Source organism: Roseomonas alba (assembly GCF_019430885.1).
Taxonomy (GTDB): Bacteria; Pseudomonadota; Alphaproteobacteria; order Acetobacterales; family Acetobacteraceae; genus Neoroseomonas; species Neoroseomonas alba.
The window spans coordinates 120,612-147,067 of the sequence record NZ_JAHYBZ010000007.1 but is presented as its reverse complement, the minus strand read 5'-3'; the positions used below and the strand labels follow the sequence as shown (position 1 = coordinate 147,067).

Below are 26,456 nucleotides of genomic sequence, written 5' to 3'. Positions count from 1 at the left end.
ACCAACCCGCGCCGCCCGCCCGGAATTCCCGGGCGGGCGGTTGCTTTTCGGCGTCTTGAACCGAAGCCCTTGCGAAGGTTGACCTGAATCAAAACGGGGCAGCAAATCCGCAAGCAGAGAATAACCCAAGGTCAGGGAGGCCACCCATGGCGGACGACATCATCGCAGTGAAGCCCGAGATCGCCGCGACGGCGCGGATCGACGCCGCGAAGCGCGCGGCGATGGTCGCGGCAGAGGCGCAGGACGCCAACGCCTTCTGGCGCGGCGAGATGGGCCGCATCGCCTGGATGAAGGAACCGACCAAGATCAAGGCCGTCGACTTCACCGGCGACGTCTCGATCAAGTGGTTCGCGGATGGCGAGCTCAACGCCTCCGTCTCCTGCCTCGACCGCCATCTCGCCAAGCGCGGCGACCAGGTCGCGATCATCTGGGAAGGCGACGATCCCAACAGCGACGCCAAGGTCACCTATCGCGAACTGCATGCCCGCGTCTGCAAGCTGGCGAACGCCATGCGCCGGCTCGGCGTGAAGAAGGGCGACCGGGTCTGCATCTACCTGCCGATGATCGTTGAGGCGGCGGTGGCGATGCTCGCCTGCGCGCGCGTCGGTGCGATCCATTCCATCGTCTTCGGCGGCTTCTCCCCGGACAGCCTGGCCTCCCGCATCCAGGATTCGGAATGCTCCCTGCTGATCACCGCCGATGAAGGCCGGCGCGGCGGCCGCAAGGTGCCGCTCAAGGCCAATGCGGACGAGGCCCTGCTGACCTGCCCGTCCATCCGCAATGTCATCGTCGCGAAGAACACCGGCGGTGCGGTCGAGATGATGAAGGGCCGTGACCATTGGTGGGATGCGATTACCGAAGGCGAAGGCACGACCTGCGAGCCCGAGAAGATGAACGCGGAAGACCCGCTGTTCATCCTCTACACCTCCGGCTCCACCGGTAAGCCCAAGGGCGTGCTGCACACGACCGGCGGCTACATGGTCTGGGCGTCCTTCACGCATGAGAACGTCTTCGACTACCGCGACGGCGAGATCTACTGGTGCACCGCCGATGTCGGTTGGGTCACGGGGCACACCTACATCGTCTATGGCCCGCTCGCGAACGGCGCGACCACGCTGATGTTCGAGGGCGTGCCCTCCTGGCCCGACAACAGCCGCTTCTGGCAGGTCTGCGAGAAGCACAAGGTCAACATCTTCTATACCGCGCCGACCGCCATCCGCGCCCTGATGCGCGACGGCGAGGCGCCGGTGAAGAAGTGGGACCGCAGCACGCTGCGCATCCTTGGGTCCGTGGGCGAGCCGATCAATCCGGAGGCTTGGCTCTGGTACTACCGCGTCGTCGGCGACGAACGCTGCCCGATCGTCGACACCTGGTGGCAGACCGAGACCGGCGGCATCTTGATCTCCCCGCTGCCCGGCGCGGTCGCGCAGAAGCCCGGTTCCGCGACGCTGCCGCTGCCTGGCGTGAAGCCGGCGCTGGTGGACAATGAGGGCAACATCCTCGAGGGCGCGACCGAGGGGAACCTCGTCATCCTCGATAGCTGGCCCGGCCAGATGCGCACCATCTATGGCGACCATGCGCGCTTCGGTCAGACCTATTTCTCGACCTTCAAGGGCATGTACTTCACCGGCGACGGCGCGCGGCGCGATGCCGACGGCTACTACTGGATTACCGGCCGCGTGGACGACGTGATCAACGTCGCCGGCCACCGCATGGGCACCGCCGAGGTGGAATCCGCGCTGGTCGCCCACCCTGCCGTCGCCGAGGCCGCCGTCGTCGGCATGCCGCACGACATCAAGGGCCAGGGCATCTACGCCTATGTCACGCTCAAGGCCGGCGTCGAACCGACCGAGCCGCTGCGCAAGGAACTGGTCGCCTGGGTCCGCAAGGAGATCGGTCCGATCGCGACGCCGGATGCCATCCAGTGGGCGCCGGGTCTGCCCAAGACCCGCTCGGGCAAGATCATGCGCCGCATCCTGCGCAAGATCGCCGCGAACGAGACGGAAGGCCTCGGCGACACCTCCACCCTCGCCGATCCCGGCGTGGTGCAGGAACTGATCGACAACAAGGTGGGCTGAGGCGCGCGCCATGCTGCAACCTGCGCGGTACCGGGATGTCTATATCGGGGGGCCCGATCTGGTCATGCCGGTGCTGCGCGGGCGCGCGGCCTGCATCGAGGGCGCGCCCTATCGCATCAGTCCCTTCTTCCCGCGCTCCGGCCGGGACGTCTTCGCCGAGGTCGTGGAACGCATCCGTGACGGCGCGCTGACGGGCCGGCAGATGGCGTCCGCCTGCTGGTGCGCCCTGGTCTCTCCACCCGAAATCGCCGCGCTGCTGGACGAGATGTACGGCGAGGGGGAAGCGGAGAGCCCGCCAGCCCTGGAGGCTCTGCGCCACTTCGTCGCGGCACTGCCGAAGGATTGCACCTTCGCCCTGGTGGCGCAGGCGTTCTGAGGGGGCGCGCTTTGGGGGGGGGAGGGGCTTTGCGCCTCTCCCTGGCAAGGGCCGAAAGGTCTTCCTGATTTCGGCTGACGCAGTTGGAGGGGCTCCGCCCCTCCAAGCCACCCCGCCAAAGGCCCGAGGCCTTTGGAAACCATCACTTGGCGCCGGGCAACACCGAAAGAATGGATGCCGATACCCGATTTTGCGCACGAAAGGCGCTTGGCGGGGCTGTTCCGACTGTCATGCCCGATACAGGAGATTGCGGTCCAGGAGCTCCGAGCACCAGGAGCACACATTGGCGTTGCGGAGCAACGTCAACCGGAACCCGATGGCGGGGGGCGGAGGGGCAGGCCCCTCCGGTTCTCGCCAGCGGAAGCGGGCCCGTGGTCGCCTGGTTGGGAGGCCTCGGGTAGGGAGCAGCGGAACCCCCTCCCCATACGCCGTCGCCTCAAAGCCGCCCCGGGCAGCAGGGTTGCGCCTCGCGCAGCTTGCCGGGGGCGGTGCTGCGGCGCAGCGTAGCGCCATGACCGCCCCTGAAGACCACGGCGCCAGCCGCGCCCGGATGAATCGTGTGCTGGCGATGTATGGCCCTGCGGTCTTTGCCGGGGCGCTGGCGACGCGAGCGACCGACCCTCTGGTGGTGGATATCGCGGCCGATCTTGGTAGCACGGCGGCGCAGGTAGCGCTGCTGGGTACGGCCTATACGTTGCCTTTCGCGCTGGTGCAGCCGATTTTGGGGCCGGTCGCGGATGCCATCGGCAAGCGGCGGGTGGTCACGGCCTGTCTCAGCCTGCTGGCGGTACTGCTGCTGCTGTCGGCGGTGGCGGCGTCCCTGGGGTGGCTGATGGCGTTCCGGGCGCTGTCGGGCGCGGCGGCGGGCGGGATGATGCCGTTGACGCTCGCCATCATGGGCGATGCGGTGCCACTCCGGGACCGACAGGTGGCGCTATCACGCATGTTGGTCTTCGGCATTTCGGGGCAGATCGCCGGCGGTGCCATTGCCGGGCCGGTGGCGGCCCTGGCGGGTTGGCGCGGCATGCTGGCGCTCTGTGCCCTGGCGGCGGTGCTGGGATTGGTCACCCTGCTGGCGGCGTCGCGCGGCGCAGCACGGGAGCCGATCACGCACTACAATCCCGTGCTGGCCATGCGGCGCTACGGAACCATCCTCGCCAATCCGCAGGCGATCCCGCTCTATGCGACTGTGGCGGCGGAGGGCGCGCTGGTCTTCGGGTCTTTCCCCTTCATGGCCTCGCTGATGATCGCACGCGACATCGGGGGGACGGCCGAGGCCGGCCTGGCGATCGGAGCCTTCGGCCTGGGGGGGCTGACCTATGCGGCGCTGGCGCATTGGCTGCTGATGCGCTTCGGCCAGGCGCCGGTGGTGCGGCTGGGCGGCGTCATCGGCCTGCTCGCGCTGGTGGGCCTTGGGCTGGCGCCGGCGCTATGGGTGGCGGTGCTGTCGGGAGTGTTGCTCGGCACCGCCTTCTACATGATCCACAACGCGATTCAGACGCGGGCGACCGAGCTGTCCCAGCAGTTCCGCGGCAGCGCGGTGTCGCTGCACGCCTTTTCCTTCTTCACCGGGCAGTCGCTGGGGCCGGTGCTCTTCGGACTGGGCGATACGACGGTGGGGCTGGGCCTGACGCTGTGTGTCGCCGGGGTGCTGCTGGCGGCGCTGTCCTGGTCCCTGGCGAGCCGGCCGGCCTGACGCCACGAACCGGCCGTATGGAACAGAAAGTGATTCTGGCCGGCGGAATCGCCATAGCGACCCCGTTCCGAATCAGTCACTTGGTCCGAGTCGCGCGAACGAATCGCTGACGCCTGCAGGCGAGTCGCGAACCCCCACGAATTCAAGACTTTGTGCCTCGATCAACCGGGGGAACACAAGGCCGTTCCTGCTCCGTGCGGCACCATGGCCCGAGTCGCAGCGTGCCAGGACCACGAAACCATCGCGCGGAACGAGCGTTGAACCGCCGACGGATAAACTCATCGCAGGATAATCGAGCGGCAGAGAAATCGGAAAAAGGGTGAGAATCGTAAAGGATTCTCCAATTTTCATTCGGCGTTACATCTGGTCTTAAGGTCATGATGACGCCAGATTCCAGACAATATTCCGGCATATCTGCCGCGTAAACCTGCAACGTCCGACAGAAGAGGAGATTAACATGCGTCAGAACGCAATTCGCCTCGCCATGTTTGGCCTTGGCCTCGCCGCTACTCCAGCCCTTGCGCAAATGCAGGGCGGGACCGTCTATTCGGCTCCGGTCGCGACGCCGCTGCCGGCGCCGCCCGGCTATGATGCGCAGATGGCGCCGAACGCGCCGGGTATCCCGGCCCGGCCGGTAACCACGCCGGCCTACCCCGCGCCGAACCCCTCCGCCTTGCCCGCCCCCGCCGGCTATACGCCGCAGATGGCCCCGAATGCGCCGGGCATCCCCGCGCCGGCCCCGTTGCGCCCGACAGTCGTCCCGGCCAGCCCCGGTTATGTCGCACCCATGACGCAGCCGGCCCCCGCCCGGCCGGTCATGCCACAGGCTTCGGTCGATCCCCGGCTGCCGATGCAAGGTGACGTCCTGAACGGCGGCGACCGCACCGCGGCCGTGGCGGATTCGGTCGCGCCGACCGGGTCCCCGACCGCGCTGCTGGGCCAGGCGGAACAGGCCGCCCGGCAAGGCCGCCTACCGCTCGCCAGCGAGCTGGTGGAGCGCGCCGAGACGCTGATGCTGACGCGGTCGACCATCGCCGGCACCGAGGGCATTCCGATCCGCGATGGCGCCGTGGCCAAGCTGGCCCAGGCCCGCGTGGCCCTGGGGCGCCGCGATGTCACCAGCGCCACGACCCTGATGGCCGAAGCGGCCAGCATGACCCGCAGCTTGGGCATGTGACGGGATCGCGGCGCCGGCGACGTCCCCCAATCGCCCGGCGCCGCCCCCGTTGCACGGTGGCCCGCGGCCGGATCCCCATGGCCGCGGGCCGCCATGCGCCTCCGTCAGAGGAGGTGCCGCCCTTTTTCCCTCGCATTCCGACGCTCGCCCCCCTATGTGTGCGGCGCACAATCCGCTGACGAAGGACACGCCACCAGCCCGGTACCGGGGCCGGGGCGCGGTTTGCCGTGTGGCGCCGAGACACAGGAGAGCGCGGATGAGCGCCGCCCATATCCGCAACGTGGCCATCATTGCCCACGTCGACCACGGCAAGACGACGCTCGTGGACCAGCTGCTGAAGCAGGCCGGCGCCTTCCGCGCCAACCAGCAGGTCGCCGAGCGCGCGCTCGACCGCAACGACCTGGAACGCGAACGCGGCATCACCATCCTTGCCAAGTCGACCGCGGTCGAATGGAAGGGCGTGAAGATCAACATCGTGGACACGCCGGGCCACGCCGATTTCGGCGGCGAGGTCGAGCGCATCCTGTCTATGGTCGACGGCGCCATCGTGCTGTGCGACGCGGCCGAAGGCCCGCTGCCGCAGACCAAGTTCGTGCTGACCAAGGCGCTGGCCCGCGGCCTGAAGCCGATCGTCGTCATCAACAAGGTGGACCGCCAGGACGCCCGTCCGCACGAGGTGCATGACGAGGTGTTCGACCTGTTCGCCGCCCTCGGCGCGACCGACGAGCAGCTCGACTTCCACACCCTGTTCGCCTCCGGCCGCCAGGGCTGGGCCGATGAGTCGATGGACGGTCCGCGCAAGGACCTCTCGGCCATGTTCGACCTGATCCTGTCGCATGTGCCGGCGCCGGTGGTCGATTTCGACGCGCCCTTCGCGATGAACGCCTCGATCCTGGAGAGCGACAACTTCCTCGGCCGCATCCTCACCGGGCGCGTCGAGCAGGGCGTGGCGCGGCTCAACATGCCGGTGCGCGTGCTGCGCCAGGACGGCACGGTGGTCGAAACCGGCCGCCTGACCAAGCTGATGACCTTCTCGGGCCTCGACCGCGTGCCGGTCGAGGAGGTGAAGGCGGGCGACATCATCGCCATCGCCGGCCTGTCGGACGCGACCATCCCCGACACCATCGCTTCCCCCGAGGTGACCGCGCCGCTGCCGGCCATCCCGGTCGATCCGCCGACCCTCGCCATGACCTTCCGCATCAATGACGGTCCGCTCGGCGGGCGCGAGGGCAAGAAGGTCACCTCGCGCCAGATCCGCGATCGCCTGATGAAGGAGATCGAGGGCAACGTCGCCATCAAGGTGAAGGTGTCCGAGGAAGTCGACGCCTTCGAGGTCGCCGGCCGTGGCGAACTCCAGCTCGGCGTGCTGATCGAGACGATGCGCCGCGAGGGCTTCGAGCTCACCATCGGCCGCCCCCGCGTCCTGACGCGCGAGAATGCCGAGACCGGCGAGAAGGAAGAGCCCTTCGAGGAAGTGCTGATCGACGTGGACGAGACCTATTCGGGCGTCGTCGTCGAGAAGATGTCGCTGCGCAAGGGCCAGATGCAGGACATGCGGCCGTCGGGCGGCGGCAAGGTTCGCCTGACCTTCCACATCCCCTCACGCGGGCTGATCGGCTACCACGGCGAATTCCTGACCGACACGCGCGGCACCGGCATGATGAACCGCCTGTTCCTGGGCTATCAGCCCTGGGCCGGCGTGATCGAGGGCCGCCGCAACGGCTCGCTGATCTCCAATGCCGATGGCGAGGCGATCCAGTACGCGCTGTTCTACCTGCAGGAGCGCGGGACGCTGTTCGTGAACCCGGGCGACAAGGTCTATGTCGGCCTGATCCTCGGCGAGAATTCGCGCGACAACGACCTCGACGTGAATCCGATCAAGGAGAAGAAGCTCACCAACATCCGCGCCGCCGGCAAGGATGAGGCGCTGCTGCTGATCCCGCCCCGGCGCATGTCGCTGGAACAGGCCATCGCCTACATCGAGGACGACGAGCTGGTGGAGGTCACGCCCTCGGCCGTGCGCCTGCGCAAGCGCTACCTCGACCCGCATGAGCGCAAGAAGCACGCCCGGCGTGCGGAGAGCGAAGCGGCGTAAGCACGCCTGCCGTCACGCCGGCCCTTCCGCCGGCGTGACGCAGGGTGGCAGTGCGGCGATCGCGGCATCGCCAGCCAGCCGGCGCAGATCGAACTGCGTCAGCGCAACGAAGCGCCCGGTCTGCGCCGTGCTGACCCAGGTGCCGATCATCAGCGGCCCGTCGCCGATCGAACCGGCGCGACAGGCGTCGGCAGCGATGCCGATGGTCATGCGGCGTGCCCCGGGCGCGCGGCGGAACGCGTCCAGCGCGTCGCGCCCTTCGGATGTCAGGCGGAATGCCAGGATGCGGCGGCCCGGGGCCGGCGGCGCATCCTGCCGGGCCAGCCGGGAAGCGGCTTCGTCTTCCTCCAACCCGAAACGACCCTCCCTGCCGCCGAGCTGGAACACCAGCCGGGCGGTTCCCGGTCGTGGGCGCAGCGCGTCCGGCATCTCCACGGCAGCCCGCAACGCCGCAAGGTCGGTCGTTGCCGGGTCCGTCGTCTGCAGCGCCCGCATGGTGGCAGCGGGCACCGGCGCACAGGCTGGAACCGTCAGGGCAAGGAGCAGCGTGATCAGGCGCATGTTCAATTCTCATGTTGATTTATTATCGTGATACGATAAATTTCTGCCTGTCAACGGAGTGCCGAGATGTCATCGCCCGCCCATTCCGCCGCCCGCCGTGCCGGCATCGCCGTCCTGGCCGCGATCCTCTTCGCGGTGGTCGCGCCGGTAGTGATCTGGTTCGATGACCGGCTGATCGCGCTTGCCCTGCTCGGGGACGGTGTCGTGCTGGGGCCCGTCTCGCCGGCGCTGCGCGCCGTCGGCATCGCCACGACGCTTCTGCCCTCGCTTTGCCTCGGCTGGGGTCTGTTCGCCCTGATGCCGGCCCTGCGCCCGATCGGGCGCGGGGAGGTCGCGCCGCGCGTCGGCATCGCGTTGCATCGGCTCGGCCTGTCCGTGCTGATCGTGGGGCTGTACGAGCCGCTCGGGCGGGCTGTCCTGCTCGCCGCGCTGACCCTGGCGCCGGGGCGCCTGGCGATCGAGATCGGCATGTCCACGAATGCCGTGCTGCTGGTCGCGCTCGGCGCCACGTTAATGGCGCTCGGACCCGTGCTGCGTGGCGCGGCCGCGGCGCTGGAGGAAAACCAGGGCTTCGTCTGACCCGTGCCGATCCTCGTGAATCTCGATGTGATGATGGCGCGGCGGAAGATCCGCGGGCGTGATCTCGCCGCGCGGATCGGCATCACCGAGCAGAATCTCTCTCTGCTGAAATCCGGCAAGGTGAAGGGCGTGCGCTTCGACACGCTGGACAGGCTCTGCGCCGCGCTCGAATGCCAGCCTGGCGACCTGCTGGAATACCGGCCAGGAGATCCCGACCCAGGCTGACGAGCCGGCCGGGCGGGGGAGCGCCCCCGCCCGCATGACGCGTCAGCCGATGAAGACTGACTCCGGGTCGGTGACCCCCTGCAGCACCACTGCGCCCTGGAGGAAGAGGGCATCGCCCCCGCCGTTGGCGTCATAGACCAGCAGCAGGTCGCCGCCGTCATCGGTCACCTCGAAGCGGCCATTGCCGACCTGGTCGCCGCGGATGAAGGCATATTCGCCGTCCGTCAGTTCCAGGTGCTGGTGATGGGGCGCGAAATCATCCAGGCCGACGGGCGCATCCGCTTCCCGCGTCGCGCCGATGCGCAGGCGTTCCCCGGCCGTGTAATCGGTGATCTCGTCCATCACGCCGACGATGATGTCGCCTTCGCTCACCACGCCTGCGCCCGCGGGTGGGGGTAGCCAGGGCAGATGCGGGCTGCCGGACTCGTCATTGACCACGCGCAGGTCGCTGCGGTTGTTCAGGACGAAGCTGTCGAAGGCTTGCCCGCCCGTCAGGACATTGCCTTCGCCGATCTCGTAGAAGCCGCCATGGCTCACACTGGTCAGCCGATCCGCGCCGTTGCCGCCATCCAGCAGATTGCCTTCGCCGACCGCGACAAGGACATCCACGCCATTGCCGCCATAGAGCCGGTTGTCGTCGCCCACCACGCGCAGCGAATCCTTGCCGTTGCCGCCCAGCAGGAGGTTGAAGTCGCCGCAGGCATACAGGACGTCCTCGCCATTCCCGCCGTCCAGGACGTTGTGGTCGCCATCGATGCGGATGGTGTCGCTGCCATTGCCGCCGGAGACGCGGCTGAAATCGCCCCAGTCGGGTTCATCCCGGGAATCGAAGTTGTCGCTCCGGTTGGTCAAGGTGAAACGCGGCATGTTCGAATCCTCCCAGATGATGCGGTCAGGCGCTTACCGACCTGGCCCGTGAGTCGTCCGTGCGGCGCCGCCGAGGCGGGTGCGATGCGCCGTGTGGCGGGCAGGTGAAGGCTATCCCGCGATGCGTGTCGGGGTCGAAATGAATAGACCGGCATGTTAATAAACCGGTGATGTAGGTGTCGGCGGGCAACCCCGCCTGGCTGGCGATGCCGGACGAGGTGGGCTGGCCAATGCCAACAACGCCCCTCGCCGCCTTGCCCCTGACCCGGTAAAGACCGCCCCATGCGCTATGTCTCCACTCGCGGCCAGGCGGCGCCGCGCAATTTCGAAGCCGTCCTGCTGGCGGGCCTTGCCGAGGATGGCGGCCTCTTCGTCCCGGAGACCTGGCCGACACTGACGACGGCCGAATGGCGCGCATTGCGCGGACTGCCCTATCCGGCGCTCGCCGCGCGCATCCTGTCGCTGTTCGGCGCCGGCGACCTGCCGCTCCAGGCGATCTGCGAGGATGCCTATGCCGGCTTCGGTCATCCGGCGGTGGTGCCGCTGGTGCAGCTCGACCACCGGACCTTCGCGCTGGAGCTGTTCCATGGGCCGACGCTGGCTTTCAAGGACATGGCCCTGCAGGTGCTGGGGCGGATGTTCGACCATGTGCTGGAAAGGCGCGGGGAGAGGGTGACGATCGTTGGCGCGACCTCGGGCGACACCGGTTCGGCGGCCATCGAGGCGTGCCGCGATCGCGCGGCCGTCGACATCGTCATCCTGCACCCGGAGAACCGCACCAGCGAGGTGCAGCGCCGCCAGATGACCACGGTGCTGGCGCCGAACGTGAAGAACATCGCCGTCCAGGGCGATTTCGACGCCTGCCAGGACCTGGTGAAGGCGATGTTCAACGACGCGCCCTTCCGGGCTGAGATGCACCTCTCGGCGGTGAACTCGATCAACTGGGCGCGCATCGCCGCGCAGGTGCCCTATTACGTCGCGGCCGCGCTCGCGCTGGGTGCGCCGGACCGGGAGGTCGCGGTCAGCGTCCCCACGGGCAATTTCGGCAACGTCCTGGCGGCCTGGGTGGCGCGGCGCATGGGCCTGCCCATCAGCCACTTCATCATCGGGTCCAACCGCAACGACATCCTGGCCCGCTTCCTGGCGTCCAACGACATGTCGGCCCTGCCGGTCGAGCCCTCGCTGTCGCCGTCCATGGACATCCAGGTCAGCAGCAATTTCGAACGCCTGCTGTTCGAGCTGCTGGGCCGCGACGCGGCGGCCACCGCCGAGACCATGACCCGCTTCCGCGCCGAGGGCCGCATGCCGGTGCCCGACGCTGCCTGGAAGCAGGCCGCGGCGTTGTTCACCGGCTTCACCCTGGACGATGAGGGCACGCTCGCCGAGATCCGCCGCCTCTGGACCACGGCCGGATACCTGGCCGATCCACATACCGCGGTCGGCACCGCCGCCGCCCGGGCCCTGGCGCCGGCCGACGCCGCCATCCCGGTCATCGTCGCCGCCACGGCCCATCCCGCCAAGTTCCCGGATGCGGTGGAACGCGCGACCGGCATCCGCCCCCCTCTGCCAGCGCGTCTCGCCGACCTATATGACCGCGAGGAGCGCTTCGGCGTGATGCCGAACGATCTCGGCGCCATCGAGGCCGCCGTCCGCGCCCATGCCCGCCGCAACGCCGCCTGAGGGAAGCCCCCACCCCACATGACCGATGCCGTCCGCGTCACCCGCCTGCCCAATGGCCTGACCGTCGTTTCCGAGACCATGCCGCGCGTAGAGACCGTCTCGGTCGGCGCCTATGTCGGCGTCGGCACGCGGCACGAGGCGCCGGAGGTCAACGGCGTCTCCCACTTCCTCGAACACATGGCCTTCAAGGGGACGGCACGCCGCGACGCGGCCGCCATCTCGCGCGAGATCGAGAATGTCGGAGGCCATCTCAACGCCTACACCGCGCGCGAACAGACCGCCTTCTACGCCAAGGTGCTGAAGGAGGACACGGGCCTCGCCGTCGACATCATCGGCGATATCCTGACCCATTCCACCTTCGCGCCCGAGGAGATCGAGCGCGAGCGCGGCGTGATCCTGCAGGAGATCGGCCAGGCCAACGACACGCCCGACGACATCGTCTTCGACCATTTCCAGGAGACGGCCTTTCCCCAGCAGGCAATGGGCCGCCCCGTCCTCGGCACCGAGGACACCATCAAGGCGATGAGCCGCGATGCGCTGACCGGCTACATGCGCAGCCATTACGGCCCGGGCCAGATGGTCGTCGCCGCAGCCGGCGCGCTGGAGCACGACGCGTTGCTCGATCTGGTGAAGACCCACTTCGCCGACCTGCCGCAGACCGGCGTCGCGACCGCCGAGGCCGCCCGCTACGCCGGGGGCGAGTTCCGCGAGACCCGCGACCTCGACCAAGTGCACATCGTGCTCGGCTTTCCCTCGGTCCAGCACGGCGATCCGCTGCACTACCCGACGCAGCTTCTCTCGACGCTGCTCGGCGGCGGCATGTCCTCCCGCCTGTTCCAGGAAATCCGGGAGAAGCGCGGGCTGGTCTATTCGATCTATTCCTTTGCCTCGCCCTTCCGCGATGGCGGCCTGTTCCAGATCTACGCCGGCACGGGCGAGAAGGAAGCCGCCGAGCTGATGCCCGTGACGATCGAGGCGCTGCGCGCCGTCCAGCACAACGTCACCGAGGATGAGCTGGCCCGCGCCAAGGCGCAGCTCCGTGCCTCGCTGCTGATGTCGCTGGAAAGCACCGGCAGCCGCTGCGAGCAGCTCGCCCGGCAGCTGCAGGTCTTCGGCCGGGTCATCCCGGTCGAGGAGACCAAGGCGAAGATCGCCGCCGTCACGGTGGAGCAGGTGCAGCAGGCTGCGGCGCACATGTTCCGCGCGGCGCCGACGCTGGCGACGATGGGGCCGGCCGAGCACGTGCCCGCCGTCGACATGATCATGGAGCGGCTGGCAGCCTGAGAGCCCAATTGAGAAGACCGGAACCGGCCCGCGCCCCACCCGGTCACCCATCCGGGATACTGTCGCTGGGTGGCCGACCGGGGGTGCCGGCCGGTGCCGGCATTGGGCATGCGCCGCATGGCGCGTTCTGAAGCGGGCTCTGACATCACCCGGTGCTGGCGGGCATCATGGCGAAACTGAAGGCTGGACCGGAGTGACGCGATGAACTTTTCCGCCCGCCGCATCAACGCCCTGGCCGGTCGCCTGGGCGTCGAGCGTTATCTCGAGATCGGCGTCAGGGCTGGCGCGACCTTCCTGGACGTCGAGGTGCCGGAGCGGGTGGCGGTCGATCCGGGCTTCGTCTTCGATACCGCCGTGCATGCCAATGCCATGACCCGCTTCCATGCGATCACGAGCGATCGCTATTTCTCGGAGTTTCCGAAGGACGGGGATTTCGGGATTGTATTCATCGACGGCTTGCATGTCTTCGAGCAGGTCGTGAGGGATCTGACGAATACCCTCGCGCATACCACGCGGCGTTCGGCCATACTGATCGACGACACGCTGCCCGACGATGTCTATTCGGCTCACCGGCAACAGGCGGAAGCGCATCGCCTGCGGCATCAGGCCGGCGACAAGAGCAACGCTTGGCATGGAGACGTGTTCAAGATCGTCTTCCTGATCCACGACTTCTTCCCGTTCCTGGACTACAGGACCATCAACGAGAACGGGAACCCGCAAACCCTTGTCTGGTATGGCAAGGGCACGGCGCGAAAGCCGATCTACGATGATCTAGAGGCCATTTCGCGCATGACGTGGTTCGATCTCCAGCGCCATCTGCCGGTCCTGCGGCTGGCCAAGGAGGCCGAGGCCATCGACGAGTGCTGCCAGGCGATCGCAGGACATTGAGGGTCGCCGCCCCTGCTCCCCCATACCAGACGGGTAACATGATGGACCGCCTCACCACGCTTTCCGACCTGATCGCCGCCGCGAAGCGCGCCGGGGCCGATGCCGCCGATGCGCTGCTGGTCGCCTCCACCTCGCTCTCCGTGCGCCGCCGTCTCGGCGCCATCGAGCAGCTTGAGCGTTCCGAGGGCTGCGACCTTGGCCTGCGCGTCTTCCTCGGCCGGCGCGTGGCGATCGTCTCCTCGACCGACCCGGACCCCAAGGGCTTCGCGACGCTCGCCGAACGCGCCGTCGCCATGGCCCGCGTGGTGCCGGAGGACCCCTTCGCCGGCCTGCCCGAGGCGGTCGCCATCCCGCCGCGCGACCTCGACCTCGCGGATACGGCGGAACCGAGTGCGGATGACCTGCTCGCCCGTACCGCGGCGGCCGAGGAAGCCGCCATGGCTGTGCGCGGCGTCACGAATTCCGACGGCGCCGATGCCGGCTGGGGTCGCTACGAGATCGCCCTCGTCGGGTCCAACGGCTTTGCCGGCCGCTATGCCCGCACGTCCCATTCCCTCTCAACCACCGCGGTCGCGGGTTCGGGCACGGGGATGGAACGCGACTACGACTGGTCCTCGACCGTGCATCTCGCCGATCTCGGCGATCCGGTGGCGATCGGGCGCAAGGCGGGGGAACTTGCGGTGCGCCGGCTGAACCCGACCCGCCCCAAGACCGCGCGGATTCCAGTGGTGTTTGACCCACGCGTGTCCGGCAGCCTGCTCGGCCATCTGACCGGGGCAATCAACGGTGCGGCGGTCGCGCGCGGCACTTCCTTCCTCAAGGACCGGATGGGCGAGCGGGTCCTCGCCGCCGGCCTGACCGTGCGTGACGATCCGCTGCGCCGGCGCGGCCTGCGCTCCCGCCCCTTCGATGGCGAAGGCATGCCGGGTGAAGCCCGCGCCATCGTCGAGGATGGCGTGCTCAAGACCTGGCTGCTTGACTGGCGTTCCGCGCGGCAACTTGGCCTGGGGTCCACCGGCCATGCCAGCCGGGGCACGGGAGGCCCGCCCGGCCCGGCGCCGACCAATCTCTGGCTCGAACCCGGAACCATGACGCCAGCGGAGTTGATGGCCGACATCGCCGAGGGCCTCTACATCACCGATCTGATCGGCATGGGTGTGAACGGGGTGACCGGCGACTACAGCCGCGGCGCCTCGGGCTTCATGATCCGCAACGGCCAACTTGCCGAACCGGTGAGCGAACTGACCATCGCCGGCAACCTCACGGACATGTTCCAGCGCATGACTCCGGCCAATGACCTGGAATTCCGTCGCGGAACGGACAGCCCCACGGTCCGGCTCGAGGGCCTGACCATGGCAGGCGCATGACCGTTACCTTGCGTTGCAACACAACCATAGGGTAGGGCTGGCAACATGACAGGCCACGTGTCCGACCCCGACCGGCCGATGCCGGAAATCCCTGTGGCCGAGCTGGCGGAGGCCATCCGTGGCCTGAAGCGCGCCTCCGTCCTTGTGGTCGGCGACGCGATGCTCGACCGCTATGTCTATGGCTCGGTCCGCCGCATCAGCCCCGAGGCGCCTGTCCCGGTGCTCGCCGTGGACCGCGAGGTCGCGATGCCCGGCGGGGCCGGCAATGTCGTGCGCAACCTCACGGCGCTGGGTGCCGCGGTCGCCTTCGTCTCCGTGGTCGGTGACGACCAGGCGGGCAGCGACCTGACCGGCCTGATTGGTGGCCAACCCGGCGTCGAGCCCTGGTTGCTGGTCCAGGGCGGCCGGACCACCACGACCAAGACCCGCTTCATTGCCAATGGCCAGCATCTGCTGCGCGCGGATCAGGAGGTCGTGCAGTCCATCCATCCGCGCCTCGCGGACCGCATGGTGAAGATCGCCGGCGATGCCGTCGCCGCGACGGCCGTTCTGGTGTTGTCCGACTACGGCAAAGGCGTGCTCGGCGGCGATACCGCGAAGCGCCTGATCGAGGCCGCGCAGGCCGCCGGCCGCAAGGTCGTGGTGGACCCCAAGGGGCGCGACTACGGGCGCTATGCCGGCGCCGACCTGGTCACGCCCAACCGCAGCGAACTGGCCGAGGCCACCGGCATGAAGGTGGACACCGAGGACGGGATCATCGCCGCCATGCGGGCGCTGCGCGACGCCCACGGCTTCCACGCCGTGCTGGTGACGCGCAGCGAGGATGGCATGACGCTGCTCGAAGGCGACCGCATTCACCACTTCCCTGCCGAGGCGGAGGAGGTGCATGACGTCTCCGGCGCCGGCGACACGGTGGTTTCGACGCTGTCGGCGGCGATCGCATCCGGACGACCCCTGCCAGTGGCGGCGCGGCTGGCCAACATCGCGGCGGGCATCGTGGTGGGCAAGGTCGGCACCGCCGTGGCGCGCGAGGAAGAACTCACCGAGGCGCTGACGCCCGAGCGCGGCGCGCTGCGCAAGGTGATGTCCCGCGCGGCCGCGGCTGAGCAGGTGGAACGCTGGCGCCGCCGCGGCTGGCGCATCGGCTTCACCAATGGCTGCTTCGATCTGCTGCATCCCGGGCACGTCCATCTGCTGGAACAGGCGCGGTCCTGGTGCGACCGGCTGGTCGTTGGGCTGAATTCCGATGCTTCGGTTAAGCGCCTGAAGGGCCCGGCGCGGCCCATCCAGGGCGAAGCGGCCCGTGCGGCGGTTCTGGCATCGCTCGCCACCGCCGATTGCGTGACGGTGTTCGACGAGGACACCCCGGTCGAACTGATCCGCCTGCTGAAGCCCGACGTGTTGGTGAAGGGCGCCGACTACACGGTGGAGCAGGTGGTCGGCGGCGACATCGTGCAGGATTACGGCGGCGAGGTGCGGCTGGCGCAACTCCTGCCGGGGAATTCCACGACGGCGACGGTCGCGAAGATCAAGGGGTAGGACCCCGGGTCCTCTTCAAGTGCCGTGGAACCGGGAGGGGCTTTGACCCTCCCCAGCAGAGGCCGAAAGGCCTTTGCAAACCTCGATGTGGTGCCGGGCGCCGCTGGCAGAATGATGCTGAAACCCGCTCCTGCGCACGGTGCGCGCTCGGAGGGGACTGGCGCGGCGGTGCTGCCCGGCGCCAAGTGACGGTTTCCAAAGGCCTTGGGCCTTTGGTGGGGTGGATTGGAGGGGCAGAGCCCCTCCAATCATCCGAAGCCGTCCGTTACTCCGCCGCGGCGGGCAGCGCCGGATAGTCCGTGTAGCCGCGCGAATCCCCGCCATAGAAGGTCGACGGATCGGGCGCGTTCAGCGCGACGCCGAGCCGCAGCCGCTCCGGCAGGTCCGGATTGGCGAGGAATGGCACGCCGAAGGAGATGACGTCGGCGCGCTTCGCGGCCAAATCGGCCTCGGCTCGTGCCGCGTCGTAGCCGCCGTTCAGCATCAGCGGCCCGTCGAAATGCCGCCGGGCGATGCCGGCCGCATCGTAGTCATAGGCCCCGCCGACCAGATGCAGATAGGCGAGTCCCTTGCCGCTCAGCGCCGTCGCGATGTGGGTCAGCGTCGCCGCGCCGTCGGTGTCGGCGACGTCATTGAAGGTGCCGCCCGGATTGACGCGCAGCCCGACGCGACCCGGCCCGATGGCTTCCGCCGCCGCGGCGACGGCGCCGAGCAGGAAGCGCGCGCGGTTCTCGACCGACCCGCCCCATTCATCCGTGCGCTGATTGGCGTTGGTCGCGAGGAACTGGCTCGGCAGATAGCCGTTGGCGCCGTGGATCTCGACGCCGTCCAGGCCGGCCTCGACTGCCAGCCGCGCGGCGCGGCCGTAGGTCGCGATGATCGCGGGGATTTCCGCGGCGTCCAGCGCGCGGGGGACGGGCAGGGGCTTCGGGCCCTCGCGCGTGATGATCGTCCCGGCGGCGGCGATGGCGGAGGGCGCGACTGGCGTGCCGCCATCCAGGAAGTCGGGATGGGAAATGCGCCCGGTATGCATCACCTGGGCGAAGATCCTGCCGCCCTTGGCATGCACGGCGTCGGCGACCTTCTTCCAGCCGGCGACCTGCGCGGCGTCATACAGGCCGGGGATGTCGATGTAGCCGCGCCCGCCGGCATCGGGCGTGGTGCCCTCGGTAATCAGCAGGCCGGCCGAGGCGCGCTGCGCGTAGTACAGGGCATTGAGGTCGGTCGGGATTCCGCCTGGGCTACGGTTGCGCGTCATCGGCGCCAGGGCGATGCGGTTCTTCAGCGTGACGTCGCCCAGGCGCACCGGGGTGAACAGAAGACTCGTGTCGGTCATGAAGGCCATGTCCTTGTGACAGCGGAAGGGGCGGGGGATGGCTCCCCCGCCCCACTTGCCCGTCGATGTGGTGTGGCTTCGCTCAGGCGCCAGCCGGGACCACCTGCCGGCCGAGCAGCCGGTTCAGGTCGAGGGCGAAGGCACCCGCGCCGAGGCCCGCCTGCACCAGCAGCAGCACGGTCCAGAAGGCGGGGAATTCCCAGCCGCCGCCGCGGGTGCTGAACACCCAGCCATTCGGCGCATGCTGCAGCGTCGCGCCGATCAGGATCGGCACCGCCAGCAGGCTGACGACGCGCACGCCGATGCCGGTGATGAGCGCCAGGCCCGCGCCGATTTCGGCGAAGATGACGATGGCGCCGAAGATGGGCGGGAAGCCGATGGAGCCGAAATAGCCCATGGTGCCGGCGATGCCGAAGCCGAACAGCTTCATCACCGCGCCGTGGGCCAGGAAGAGCACGCCCATGCTCACGCGGAGCAGGAAGGCGGCGTAGGGGGTGGTGGTCTTCACGTCGAGCATGGTCGTGGTCCCTGTTTCGGAAGGGCCCCGCGGGCCCCTTTGGTGGCCGGGAACATGCGTCGGGACAGGGGCCATCTTCCAACGGGCCTTCGGAACGGTCATCATCACCGCCACGAATGGCGGACCTCGCGACCCTCGACCTGAACCTGCTGCGCGTCTTCGATGCCGTGGCGCGCGAGCGCCACGTCACGCGCGCGGCGAACCGGCTGCATCTGTCGCAGCCGGCGGTGTCGAATGCGCTCGCCCGCCTGCGCGCGGCGCTGAATGACGAGTTGTTCCTGCGCCGCCCTGGTGGCGTGGAACCGACGGAACTGGCGCTGGCGCTGGCCGGCCCGGTCGCGGAGGTGCTCGACCGGCTGCGCGACACCCTTGCCGTGCATGCGCCCTTCGATCCGGGCACCACGGATCGTGTTTTCGTGATCGCCCTGTCGGAATATGCCGAGGCGGTGCTGGCGCCGATGCTGCTGGAACGCATGGCGCGCGAGGCGCCGGGCGCGCTGCTCGCCATCCGTCATGCCGACCGCACCAACTGGCAGGAACTGGTCGAACGTGGCGAGGCAGAGCTTGCGCTGGGCATGCTGCCCGAGCCGCCGGCGATCTACACGCGCATCCGCCTGCTGCCGGAAGCCTTCATGACGCTGATGCGCCAGGGCCATCCGCTGGCCAAGGGCGTCCTGACCGAGGACCGGCTGATCACCTTCCCGCATCTGCTGCACTCGCCGAATGGGTCGCGGGACGGCGCGCTGGACATGGCGCTCGCCGCGCGGGGCAAGAAGCGGCGGCTGGGGGCGGTGGTCGCGCATCTGTCCGCGGTGCCGGAGATCCTGAAGCGTACCGACATGGTGATGACGCTGTCCTCGCGCCTTGCGCGGGTCATCGCCGAGGATCACGGCCTGGCGCTGCGCGAATCTCCCGTCGAGATCCGCCATACGCGCCTGTCGATGATCTTCCACCGCCGCTTCGAGAGCGATGCCGGCCATGCCTGGCTGCGCCGCCTGATCCTGTCCGTGGCGCGCGAGGTGCCGGCCGTCGAGGCCAGTGGCGCGCCGAAAGGCGATGATGACTGACACCTTCGACCATGTGATCGTCGGCGCGGGCAGCGCCGGCTGCGTGCTCGCCAACCGCCTGTCGGCCGATGGCCGTGCCACGGTCGCGGTGATCGAGGCCGGCGGCAAGGATCGCCACCCCTACATCCATATCCCCGCGGGCTACGCGAAGATCCTCGATCATCCGAAGCTGACCTGGGGATTTCGCACGGAACCCGATGCGGCGACGGGCAACCGCGCGCTCGACTATCCGCGCGGCAAGGTCTGGGGCGGGTGTTCGTCCATCAACGGCCTCGGCCATGTGCGCGGCGATCCGACCGACTACGACCTATGGGCGCAGAAGGGCTGCGCGGGCTGGGGCTGGGACGACTTCCAGCCCTATTTCCAACGCCATGAATCCTTCGAGGGCGGCGGGGAAGGGCGTGGCACCTCGGGCCCGCAGCCGGTCGAGCACCTTGCTGAGCGGCCGGAATTGCTCGATCGCTTCGCCGCGGCCGCCGAGGCCATCGGCCTGCCCGTCAACGAGGACATGAACGGCCCGCGCCGCGAGGGCTTCGCCACCTTCCAGCAGACCCGGCGCGGCCAGCGTCGCATCTCCGCCGCGCGCGCCTATCTGGTCCCGGCGCTGTCGCGGAAGAACCTCACGGTCATCGACGAATCCCTCGCGCTGCGCATCCTCGTCGAGGACGGCCGCACGACCGGCGTGCTGATCCGCCGCGCCGGTGAGGAACGCCTGATCCGCGCCCGCTTCGGCGTCGTCCTCGCCGCCGGTGCGATCGGGTCGCCGCATCTGCTGCTGCTGTCCGGCATCGGTCCGGCCGAGGAGATCGCACAGCACGGCATCACGCCGCTGATGGACGTGCCCGCGGTGGGCCGCAACCTGCAGGACCACTACATCGTTCGCCTGACCTTCCGCCTGACCGATCACCGCTGGTCGGCGAACCGCCGCATCGTCTGGCCGCGCCTGGGCGTCGAGGTGCTGCGCTGGATGACCTCCGGCAAGGGCGTGCTGACCTGGTCGCCGGGCATGATGTCGCTCTTCGCGCGCACCGTCCCGGGGCTCGATGCGCCCGACATCCAGATCAATGGCGGCCCGCTGTCCTGGCAGGATGGCCGCATCGGCGTGCCGGAGACCGAACCCGGCTTCACCCTGGGCGTCTGGCAGTGCCGCCCGCACAGCCGCGGGTCCGTGACGCTGAAATCCCCGCGCCCCGAGGATGCCCCCGCCATCGCTCCCCGCTTCCTGACCGAGCGCGCCGACGAGGACTGCGTGGTGCGCGGCCTGCGCCTGGCCCGCCGCTGGATGGGTGCGGAGCCGCTGCACGGCATCGTCGCGCACGAGGTCCGGCCTGGCCCCGAGGCGGAAAGCGACGAGGCCCTGCTCGCCGTCGCGAAGGCCACCGGCGGGACCGTCTATCACCCCTCCTGCACCGTGCGGATGGGCGGCGACGCCGCAGCGCCGCTCGATGCGCGCCTGCGCTTCCGCGGCATCGCCGGGCTGCGCGTCGCGGATGCCTCGGTCTTCCCTGACATCCCCGTCTGCAACATCAACGCGACCGTGCTGAGCGTCGCCGAGAAGGCCGCGGATCTGATCGCGGAGGATGCGCGGTGAGGTGCGGCGCCTGTATTAGCTGAGAAGGGGCTTCGCCTCCTTCCGGACCTCGTGCAACGCAGGCCGAACGGTTTGCTAGTTCTCCCCTGTGGAACCGAGAGGGGCTTTGCCCCTCTCGGGCTCACCCCACCAAAGGCCACAGGGCCTTTGGAAACCGATACCTGGCGCCGGGCGCCACGGGCAGAATGCTGCCGGAACCGGCTCTTGCGCACGACGCGTGCTTGGCGGCCTTCCCTCTGTCGCGTAGGGCGCCGCGCGCGCTTCGGTATCTCGCGCTGAACGCCGCGCCCAACACCAGGTGACGGTTTGCAAAGGCCTTGTGGCCTTTGCTGGGGAGAGGTCCGGAGACGGGCAAAGCCCCTCTCTGGCGGCTTCCTACGCCGCCTTCACCTTCGCCAGGAACCCCGCGACCTCCGTCTGCAGTCCGCGCATCCTCTCGCCCTGCGCATCGATCGCCTCCGTGGTCCGCCGGACGTCGTCCTGTGTGCGTTGCGCATCCCCGCGCATGCTCGACACGTGCTCCGACACCTGTCGCGTCCCCGCCGCGACGCCGGCCACGCTGCGGGTGATCTCCGCCGTGGCGGCGCCCTGTTCCTCGACCGCCGCGGCGATCGCCGTCGTCACCTCGTTGATGCGGGTGATGGCCATGGTGATGCCGGCGATGGCGCCGACCACCTCGCTCGTCGCCCGCTGCATGCTGGCGACCTGGCCGGCGATGGTCTCGGTGGCCTTGCGGGTTTCGTTGGCGAGCGACTTCACCTCGCTCGCCACCACCGCGAATCCCTTGCCGGCCTCGCCGGCGCGTGCCGCCTCGATCGTCGCGTTCAGCGCGAGGAGGTTGGTCTGGCCGGCGATGCTCTCGATCAGCCCTACGACTTCGCCGATGCGCTGCGCGCCGTCGGTCAGCGACCGCACGATGGCGTCGGTGTGCGTGGAGGAGGTGACGGCCTCGCGCGTCATCTCCGCGCTGTCGGAAAGCTGGCGTGAGATCTCGGAGACCGAGGCGGCGAGTTCCTCCGCCGCCGCGGCGACGGTTTCCACATTCGCGCTCGCGTCCTGGGCGGCACCGGCGACGATGCCGGCGCGCTCCGCCGCGACGCGCGCGGCGCGGCCCATGGCGTCGGCCGTCGCGTGGACGCGGTCGCCTTCCTCGACCATGCCGGTGACGACGCCTGCGACGCGCGCCTCGAAATCCGTCGCCAGGCCGGCGAGGCGGCGATCGTACTCCACCTTGTTCTCCTCGCTGTAGCTTGAGATGGCGAGGTCCATGTCGAGCATCACTGTCTGGGTCAGCGCGCGCAGCAGCCGGGCCGTCTTCGCCTGGGCGGCGGCGGGATTGAGGCGGTTGGAATAGGCGCGACAGGCGAGGGCGAAGAGCCGCGTCATCACGAAGGCATAGCCGCCGATGTAGAAATGCGGTTCCAGCCCGATGCGGCTGTGGATCAGCCCGATCCGCCGCACCGAGCGCATGTAGTCGGCATCGAAGCGTCCGGAGAAGAGGTGTTCCCAGTGCCGCCCCTGGGCCGCCGCGGCGCGGTCCATGGCGGCATCGCCGTCGAACATTGCGGCGAGGTGCGGCCAGGCCCGCAGATGGGCGTAGAAGCCGCGCAGGATGTCCGGCAGCGCTGCGGTCAGGGCGGGGCGGAACTCATCCAGCGCGGCGCGCGTCTCGGCGTCGATTTCGAGGAAGCGCGTTCGTTCGCCGGCACCGGCGTCGTCTTCGGCGGGGCGAGGGTGTCGATCCATGATCAGTAGGCTCCGGAGTAGAGCCGTCATGTTCGGGTGCCGGCACTTGCGGAACGCCTAACCACTGAATTTGCGGGCGGATCGTTCCGCATTCGTGGGCGCGGGAACCATATGCTCTCGCTCGCCCGGCGCCTGTGCTATACGAACGGCATATGTCCCGTGCCGTCGCGCCGCGGGTGCGGCGGACCCCCGCCGCCGCCCCCGCCCGACCTGCACCCCCCGTTCGCGCGCGACGCCGCTTGGCGCCGCGCTTGTTCCGCTGGGCCATCATCGTGTCGGTCTGGGGCTTGGTCGCCGGATTCATCGGCCTGATCTTCTTCGCCTGGGACCTGCCGCGGCCCGAGGATGCGCTGGCCGCGACGCGCCGCCCCTCGGTCACGCTGCTGGCCGGCGATGGGTCACTGCTGTCCACCAGCGGCGACCTCTATGGTGAGACCGTGCGGCTGCGCGACCTGCCCGCCCATGTCCCAGCCGCCTTCGTCGCCATCGAGGATCGCCGCTTCCGCGACCATATGGGCCTCGACCTGATCGGCATGGCCCGCGCCCTGGTGGTCAACGTCACCTCCGGCCGCGTCGTGCAGGGCGGGTCGACGCTGACCCAGCAGCTCGCGAAGAACCTGTTCCTCACGCCGGAGCGCAGCCTGCGCCGCAAGGTGCAGGAGGCGCTGCTCGCCCTGTGGCTCGAAACGCGCTTCACCAAGGACGAGCTGCTGACGATCTATCTCAACCGCGTCTATCTCGGCGCCGGGACCTTCGGGGTGGATGCGGCGGCGCGGCTTTATTTCGGCGTGCCGGCGCGGCGGCTGACGCCAGGCCAGGCGGCGGTGCTTGCCGGCCTGCCCAAGGCGCCGTCGCGCCTCAATCCCCGCGTGAACCCCTCGGCCGCCGCGCATCGCGCGACCGAGGTGCTGGAGGCCATGGTCGAGACCGGCGCGCTCTCCCCCGCCGCCGCGATGGTCGAAGCCGAGCGCATCGCCTTCCCGCCCGCGCCGTCCCGCGCCGCCGGGTGGTTCGCCGATTGGGTGCGTGACGCGATCGACGACCGCGCGCCGGCGACCTCGGACCTGGTGCTGCGTACCACGCTCGATTCGCGTCTCCAGTGGGCGGTGGAGTCACGGCTCGATGCGTTGCTTGCCGGGCCGGGGCGGGCGGCGGACGTCTCCCAGGGCGCGGTGGTGGCGATCGACGCGGCCTCGGGCGCCGTGCGCGCCATGGCCGGCGGCCGCGACTACCGGACCAGCCCCTTCAACCGTGCCACCCAGGCGCGCCGCCAGCCGGGGTCGGCCTTCAAGCCCTTCGTCTACCTCGCCGCCATCGAAGCCGGGGCGCGGCCGGACGACCTGGTCAGCGACGCCCCGATCCGCCTCGGCGGCTGGTCCCCGGGCAACGGTGCGTGGCGGACCCGCGGCGAGATCACGATCGAGGATGCGCTCGCCCATTCCGTGAACACCGCCGCGGTCCGTGTGCTGCAACGCGCCGGCGGTGCCCGCCAGGCGGCCGCGGTCGCGACCCGGCTCGGCCTGCCCGGACCCTTCCCCCGCGATGCCTCCATCGCGCTCGGCACGGGGGAGGTGACGCTGCTCGACCTCGTCGTCGCCTACGCCCCCTTTGCCAATGGCGGCCGCCGCATCGCTCCCTTCGGCGTCGCCGAGGCCCGCGCCGAGGGCCGCCCCATCGCCTGGCTGCCGCCCGCCCCCGCACCCGTGATGTTGCCCGAGGCAGCGGAGGCGATGCGGCGTATGCTACTCGCCACAGTTGCGCGCGGCACAGGACGAGCCGCCGCCGTTCCGGGCCTTGCCGTGGCCGGCAAGACCGGGACGACGCAAGACAATCGCGATGCCTGGTTCGTTGGCATCGCCGGAGGGCTCGTCATGGGTATCTGGCTCGGCAACGACGATGCGACGCCGATGGACGGCGTCGCTGGCGGCGGTCTCCCCGCACGCCTGTTCCGCGACATCCTTGAAGCCGCGCGGGGGCGCTGAGCTCTTGTCGCGCGATCTGCTCGTGTCCTTCGCCCGTCCCGTGCGGCATGAGGCGAACAACCTTCTCGCCGCGCTGTCTGGCACCGCGGAACTCATGCTGCGCTCACCCAGCAGCACGGAACGCGACATCGCCCGGGCGGAGCGGCTGCGCGACGCCTCCGCCCGGCTGCAGGCATTGCTGCACGCCTATCTGGCTCTCGGCGCACCGCCGCCGGCCGATACGGCCCCGGCCTCGGTGATCGAGATGATGCGGCCGCTCATAGGGCTTGCCCTCGGGCCGGGGCGCAAGGTCGAAGTGGCGGTTGCGCCCGACCTGCCGCGCCTGGCCACGACACCGGCGGAATTGCAGTCGCTGGTTTTGGGCCTCGTCCGCAGCGCGGCCGAAGGCGCGGCATGCGCCGACGGTATCCGCGTGGCACTGGACGCCGCGCCGGGTGGGGCACGGCTCAGCGCGCGGCTGGAACCGGGCGGATCGGGGCCGGAACCAGCGTTCCTGTCGGCGGCATGAGGGGCTGGGCGCAGCGGAACGGGCTCTGGACCGTCCCCGCCAAAGGCCGAAAGGCGGTCCTGGTTACTGGGCGGCTTTCGCCGGTGAGAACCGGAGGGGCGCTGCCCCCCCGGACCATCCCGCCAGGTGCTTGGAGCATCTGGACCGCAGGCGATTGGTGTTGGGCAGGAGGTGCATGCTGCTCCCCCCGAAGTGCCTTGTGGGCGCAGAGGCGGGTTTCGGCTCCCATTCTGCCAGCGGCGCGCAAGGCCGGTTTGAGGTTTGCAAAGGCGCTTCGGCCTTTGCAGGGGCGGTTTGGAGGGGGAAAGCCCCTCCAATTCTCCGACTGTGGCCCTCACCCGGCGGCGATTACCCCCGCGCATCCGCTGCGCAGGTCCGGATCCCGAGCAGCGTATAGGCCGGGCAGAAGCGGAACAGCCCGGTCGCCAGCGGCACCAGCCCGATCAGCCCCCACCAGCCGAGCGGCCCCAGCAGCCCGGCCGCCAGGATCGCGAGTCCCGCCACGATGCGCAGGATCCGGTCCACGCCACCCACATTGCAGCTCATCGCGTCATTCCTTCATCGCGCCGGCGAAATCCGGCCGCGTGGCGACTTGTCCTCCCGCGCGAGGGTGCGCGTCGGTGACCAAGTCACGGGGATGCGCCGCCATCCCGGATGCGCGTCAGGGCGTCGGCGTCGAGCGGCGTGACCGCGCCGCGTTCGGTGCGCACCAGCCCGGCCTTGCCGAAGGCGGCGAGGCGCCGGCTGACCACCTCCCGCGCCGTGCCGATATCGGCGGCGATCTCCTGCTGCGTCGCGGCCACGCGGCCCGGGGCGCGGTCCAGCAGATAGGCGGCGAGCCGCGCATCGACGCTGCGGAAGGACAAGTCCTCGATCCGTCCCATCAGGGCGCCGAGCCGTGCCGCGAAGCCCGCGAGGACGAAGGTGCGGAAGGGCGCGCTGTCCTGCACCAGCGCCGTGAACAGCGGCGAGGGGATCAGCATGCCGTCGCACTCCGTTTCCGCCGTGGCCTCGGCCGAATAGGGCTCGTCGGCGAAGAGGCAGGAGGTGGTGATGGCGCAGGGCTGGCCGGGCTCGACCCGGTAGAGCAGCAGCGCATGCCCATCCTCCGCGATCAGGTCCACGCGGGCGCGGCCGCTGCGCAGCAGGACGAAGCCGCGGCAGGGGTCGCCCGGGCGGAACAGCTTCGCGCCGGCGGGCGCCTTCATGGCGAGCGCGCCGGCAGAGATGCGGGCGCGGGTCGCGGCGTCCAGCGCCGCGGGCAGGGGATCGGGTCCGGTCATCCGGGCGGCAGCGT

At 69.6% G+C, this 26,456-nt stretch carries 23 protein-coding genes; 16 read left to right on the top strand and 7 right to left on the bottom strand.

Features of this window, described 5'->3' with window-relative positions; translation table 11 throughout:
• Window positions 1–146 precede the first annotated feature (146 nt).
• From acs to typA, 5 genes are all read left to right on the top strand, one after another.
• Complete coding sequence (gene acs / locus KPL78_RS19855; protein WP_219764741.1) at window positions 147–2,078, top strand: acetate--CoA ligase; 1,932 nt, start codon at window positions 147–149, stop codon at window positions 2,076–2,078.
• Window positions 2,079–2,088: 10 nt separating this feature from the next.
• Entirely contained in the window at window positions 2,089–2,454 is a 366-nt protein-coding gene (locus KPL78_RS19850) for a hypothetical protein (RefSeq protein WP_219764740.1), read from the top strand.
• A gap of 511 nt (window positions 2,455–2,965) precedes the next feature.
• A complete protein-coding gene (locus KPL78_RS19845; RefSeq protein WP_219764739.1) occupies window positions 2,966–4,150 on the top strand; it encodes an MFS transporter in 1,185 nt (394 codons plus the stop codon).
• Between the two features lie 457 nt (window positions 4,151–4,607).
• Window positions 4,608–5,327: a hypothetical protein gene (locus KPL78_RS19840; protein ID WP_219764738.1), complete on the top strand. Its 720-nt coding sequence runs from the start codon at window positions 4,608–4,610 to the stop codon at window positions 5,325–5,327.
• 256 nt (window positions 5,328–5,583) lie between these two features.
• Window positions 5,584–7,422 (top strand): translational GTPase TypA, encoded by a 1,839-nt coding sequence (typA, locus tag KPL78_RS19835; RefSeq protein WP_219764737.1) that lies wholly within the window; start codon window positions 5,584–5,586, stop codon window positions 7,420–7,422.
• A 12-nt stretch (window positions 7,423–7,434) separates the two neighbouring features.
• Here typA and KPL78_RS19830 read toward each other — a convergent pair whose 3' ends face one another.
• Window positions 7,435–7,983 carry a hypothetical protein gene (locus KPL78_RS19830; RefSeq protein WP_219764736.1) on the bottom strand — a complete coding sequence of 183 codons (549 nt, stop codon included), beginning with the start codon at window positions 7,981–7,983 and terminating at the stop codon, window positions 7,435–7,437.
• Window positions 7,984–8,049: 66 nt separating this feature from the next.
• Here KPL78_RS19830 and KPL78_RS19825 point away from each other — a divergent pair, with 66 nt between their 5' ends.
• Together KPL78_RS19825 and KPL78_RS19820 are read left to right on the top strand one after the other, a co-directional pair.
• The gene (locus KPL78_RS19825) at window positions 8,050–8,562 is read left to right on the top strand and encodes a hypothetical protein (protein ID WP_219764735.1); all 513 of its coding nucleotides are present in this window, start codon (window positions 8,050–8,052) and stop codon (window positions 8,560–8,562) included.
• A gap of 3 nt (window positions 8,563–8,565) precedes the next feature.
• Complete coding sequence (locus tag KPL78_RS19820; protein WP_369412787.1) at window positions 8,566–8,787, top strand: helix-turn-helix domain-containing protein; 222 nt, start codon at window positions 8,566–8,568, stop codon at window positions 8,785–8,787.
• 42 nt (window positions 8,788–8,829) lie between these two features.
• Here KPL78_RS19820 and KPL78_RS19815 read toward each other — a convergent pair whose 3' ends face one another.
• On the bottom strand, window positions 8,830–9,654 hold the full coding sequence (locus KPL78_RS19815; RefSeq protein WP_219764734.1) for a calcium-binding protein: 825 nt from the start codon (window positions 9,652–9,654) through the stop codon (window positions 8,830–8,832).
• A 282-nt stretch (window positions 9,655–9,936) separates the two neighbouring features.
• Here KPL78_RS19815 and thrC point away from each other — a divergent pair, with 282 nt between their 5' ends.
• The 5 genes from thrC to rfaE1 all read left to right on the top strand — a co-directional run bounded on the left by thrC (window position 9,937) and on the right by rfaE1 (window position 16,412).
• Window positions 9,937–11,334, top strand: a complete 1,398-nt coding sequence (gene thrC, locus KPL78_RS19810; protein WP_219764733.1) for a threonine synthase — start codon at window positions 9,937–9,939, stop codon at window positions 11,332–11,334.
• An 18-nt stretch (window positions 11,335–11,352) separates the two neighbouring features.
• Window positions 11,353–12,618 (top strand): M16 family metallopeptidase, encoded by a 1,266-nt coding sequence (locus KPL78_RS19805; RefSeq protein WP_219764732.1) that lies wholly within the window; start codon window positions 11,353–11,355, stop codon window positions 12,616–12,618.
• A gap of 201 nt (window positions 12,619–12,819) precedes the next feature.
• A complete protein-coding gene (locus KPL78_RS19800) occupies window positions 12,820–13,506 on the top strand; it encodes a class I SAM-dependent methyltransferase (RefSeq protein ID WP_219764731.1) in 687 nt (228 codons plus the stop codon).
• A 41-nt stretch (window positions 13,507–13,547) separates the two neighbouring features.
• Window positions 13,548–14,873: a TldD/PmbA family protein gene (locus tag KPL78_RS19795; RefSeq protein WP_219764977.1), complete on the top strand. Its 1,326-nt coding sequence runs from the start codon at window positions 13,548–13,550 to the stop codon at window positions 14,871–14,873.
• 78 nt (window positions 14,874–14,951) lie between these two features.
• On the top strand, window positions 14,952–16,412 hold the full coding sequence (gene rfaE1 / locus KPL78_RS19790) for a D-glycero-beta-D-manno-heptose-7-phosphate kinase (protein WP_219764976.1): 1,461 nt from the start codon (window positions 14,952–14,954) through the stop codon (window positions 16,410–16,412).
• A 265-nt stretch (window positions 16,413–16,677) separates the two neighbouring features.
• On the opposite strand, the gene KPL78_RS19785 is transcribed toward rfaE1, so the two are convergent.
• On the bottom strand, window positions 16,678–17,748 hold the full coding sequence (locus KPL78_RS19785) for an alkene reductase (RefSeq protein WP_219764730.1): 1,071 nt from the start codon (window positions 17,746–17,748) through the stop codon (window positions 16,678–16,680).
• A gap of 82 nt (window positions 17,749–17,830) precedes the next feature.
• A complete protein-coding gene (locus KPL78_RS19780; RefSeq protein WP_219764729.1) occupies window positions 17,831–18,265 on the bottom strand; it encodes a DoxX family protein in 435 nt (144 codons plus the stop codon).
• 116 nt (window positions 18,266–18,381) lie between these two features.
• Here KPL78_RS19780 and KPL78_RS19775 point away from each other — a divergent pair, with 116 nt between their 5' ends.
• Both KPL78_RS19775 and KPL78_RS19770 read left to right on the top strand, forming a co-directional pair.
• Window positions 18,382–19,332, top strand: a complete 951-nt coding sequence (locus KPL78_RS19775; protein WP_219764728.1) for a LysR family transcriptional regulator — start codon at window positions 18,382–18,384, stop codon at window positions 19,330–19,332.
• The gene (locus KPL78_RS19770; RefSeq protein WP_219764727.1) at window positions 19,325–20,923 is read left to right on the top strand and encodes a GMC family oxidoreductase; all 1,599 of its coding nucleotides are present in this window, start codon (window positions 19,325–19,327) and stop codon (window positions 20,921–20,923) included. Before KPL78_RS19775 ends, KPL78_RS19770 begins: the two co-directional genes overlap by 8 nt.
• Before the next feature lie 375 nt (window positions 20,924–21,298).
• Here KPL78_RS19770 and KPL78_RS19765 read toward each other — a convergent pair whose 3' ends face one another.
• Window positions 21,299–22,669 (bottom strand): globin-coupled sensor protein, encoded by a 1,371-nt coding sequence (locus KPL78_RS19765; protein WP_219764726.1) that lies wholly within the window; start codon window positions 22,667–22,669, stop codon window positions 21,299–21,301.
• Window positions 22,670–22,920: 251 nt separating this feature from the next.
• Here KPL78_RS19765 and KPL78_RS19760 point away from each other — a divergent pair, with 251 nt between their 5' ends.
• Both KPL78_RS19760 and KPL78_RS19755 read left to right on the top strand, forming a co-directional pair.
• Window positions 22,921–24,651, top strand: a complete 1,731-nt coding sequence (locus tag KPL78_RS19760) for a transglycosylase domain-containing protein (RefSeq protein WP_255569237.1) — start codon at window positions 22,921–22,923, stop codon at window positions 24,649–24,651.
• A 4-nt stretch (window positions 24,652–24,655) separates the two neighbouring features.
• Window positions 24,656–25,159 (top strand): nitrogen regulation protein NR(II), encoded by a 504-nt coding sequence (locus tag KPL78_RS19755; protein ID WP_219764724.1) that lies wholly within the window; start codon window positions 24,656–24,658, stop codon window positions 25,157–25,159.
• Window positions 25,160–25,507: 348 nt separating this feature from the next.
• Here the strand turns inward: KPL78_RS19755 and KPL78_RS19750 are convergent, their stop codons facing one another.
• Complete coding sequence (locus KPL78_RS19750) at window positions 25,508–25,705, bottom strand: YgaP family membrane protein (protein WP_219764723.1); 198 nt, start codon at window positions 25,703–25,705, stop codon at window positions 25,508–25,510.
• An 83-nt stretch (window positions 25,706–25,788) separates the two neighbouring features.
• Window positions 25,789–26,442 carry a Crp/Fnr family transcriptional regulator gene (locus tag KPL78_RS19745; RefSeq protein WP_219764722.1) on the bottom strand — a complete coding sequence of 218 codons (654 nt, stop codon included), beginning with the start codon at window positions 26,440–26,442 and terminating at the stop codon, window positions 25,789–25,791.
• Between the last annotated feature and the right edge of the window lie 14 nt (window positions 26,443–26,456).

Bases quoted from the DNA above. Each gene is read 5' to 3' on its own strand.
- acs (WP_219764741.1), top strand. From the start codon at position 147: ATGGCGGACGACATCATCGCAGTGAAGCCCGAGATCGCCGCGACGGCG.
- KPL78_RS19850 (WP_219764740.1), top strand. From the start codon at position 2,089: ATGCTGCAACCTGCGCGGTACCGGGATGTCTATATCGGGGGGCCCGAT.
- KPL78_RS19845 (WP_219764739.1), top strand. From the start codon at position 2,966: ATGACCGCCCCTGAAGACCACGGCGCCAGCCGCGCCCGGATGAATCGT.
- KPL78_RS19840 (WP_219764738.1), top strand. From the start codon at position 4,608: ATGCGTCAGAACGCAATTCGCCTCGCCATGTTTGGCCTTGGCCTCGCC.
- typA (WP_219764737.1), top strand. From the start codon at position 5,584: ATGAGCGCCGCCCATATCCGCAACGTGGCCATCATTGCCCACGTCGAC.
- KPL78_RS19830 (WP_219764736.1), bottom strand. From the start codon at position 7,983: ATGCGCCTGATCACGCTGCTCCTTGCCCTGACGGTTCCAGCCTGTGCG.
- KPL78_RS19825 (WP_219764735.1), top strand. From the start codon at position 8,050: ATGTCATCGCCCGCCCATTCCGCCGCCCGCCGTGCCGGCATCGCCGTC.
- KPL78_RS19815 (WP_219764734.1), bottom strand. From the start codon at position 9,654: ATGCCGCGTTTCACCTTGACCAACCGGAGCGACAACTTCGATTCCCGG.
- thrC (WP_219764733.1), top strand. From the start codon at position 9,937: ATGCGCTATGTCTCCACTCGCGGCCAGGCGGCGCCGCGCAATTTCGAA.
- KPL78_RS19805 (WP_219764732.1), top strand. From the start codon at position 11,353: ATGACCGATGCCGTCCGCGTCACCCGCCTGCCCAATGGCCTGACCGTC.
- KPL78_RS19800 (WP_219764731.1), top strand. From the start codon at position 12,820: ATGAACTTTTCCGCCCGCCGCATCAACGCCCTGGCCGGTCGCCTGGGC.
- KPL78_RS19795 (WP_219764977.1), top strand. From the start codon at position 13,548: ATGGACCGCCTCACCACGCTTTCCGACCTGATCGCCGCCGCGAAGCGC.
- rfaE1 (WP_219764976.1), top strand. From the start codon at position 14,952: ATGCCGGAAATCCCTGTGGCCGAGCTGGCGGAGGCCATCCGTGGCCTG.
- KPL78_RS19785 (WP_219764730.1), bottom strand. From the start codon at position 17,748: ATGACCGACACGAGTCTTCTGTTCACCCCGGTGCGCCTGGGCGACGTC.
- KPL78_RS19780 (WP_219764729.1), bottom strand. From the start codon at position 18,265: ATGCTCGACGTGAAGACCACCACCCCCTACGCCGCCTTCCTGCTCCGC.
- KPL78_RS19775 (WP_219764728.1), top strand. From the start codon at position 18,382: ATGGCGGACCTCGCGACCCTCGACCTGAACCTGCTGCGCGTCTTCGAT.
- KPL78_RS19770 (WP_219764727.1), top strand. From the start codon at position 19,325: ATGACTGACACCTTCGACCATGTGATCGTCGGCGCGGGCAGCGCCGGC.
- KPL78_RS19765 (WP_219764726.1), bottom strand. From the start codon at position 22,669: ATGGATCGACACCCTCGCCCCGCCGAAGACGACGCCGGTGCCGGCGAA.
- KPL78_RS19750 (WP_219764723.1), bottom strand. From the start codon at position 25,705: ATGAGCTGCAATGTGGGTGGCGTGGACCGGATCCTGCGCATCGTGGCG.
- KPL78_RS19745 (WP_219764722.1), bottom strand. From the start codon at position 26,442: ATGACCGGACCCGATCCCCTGCCCGCGGCGCTGGACGCCGCGACCCGC.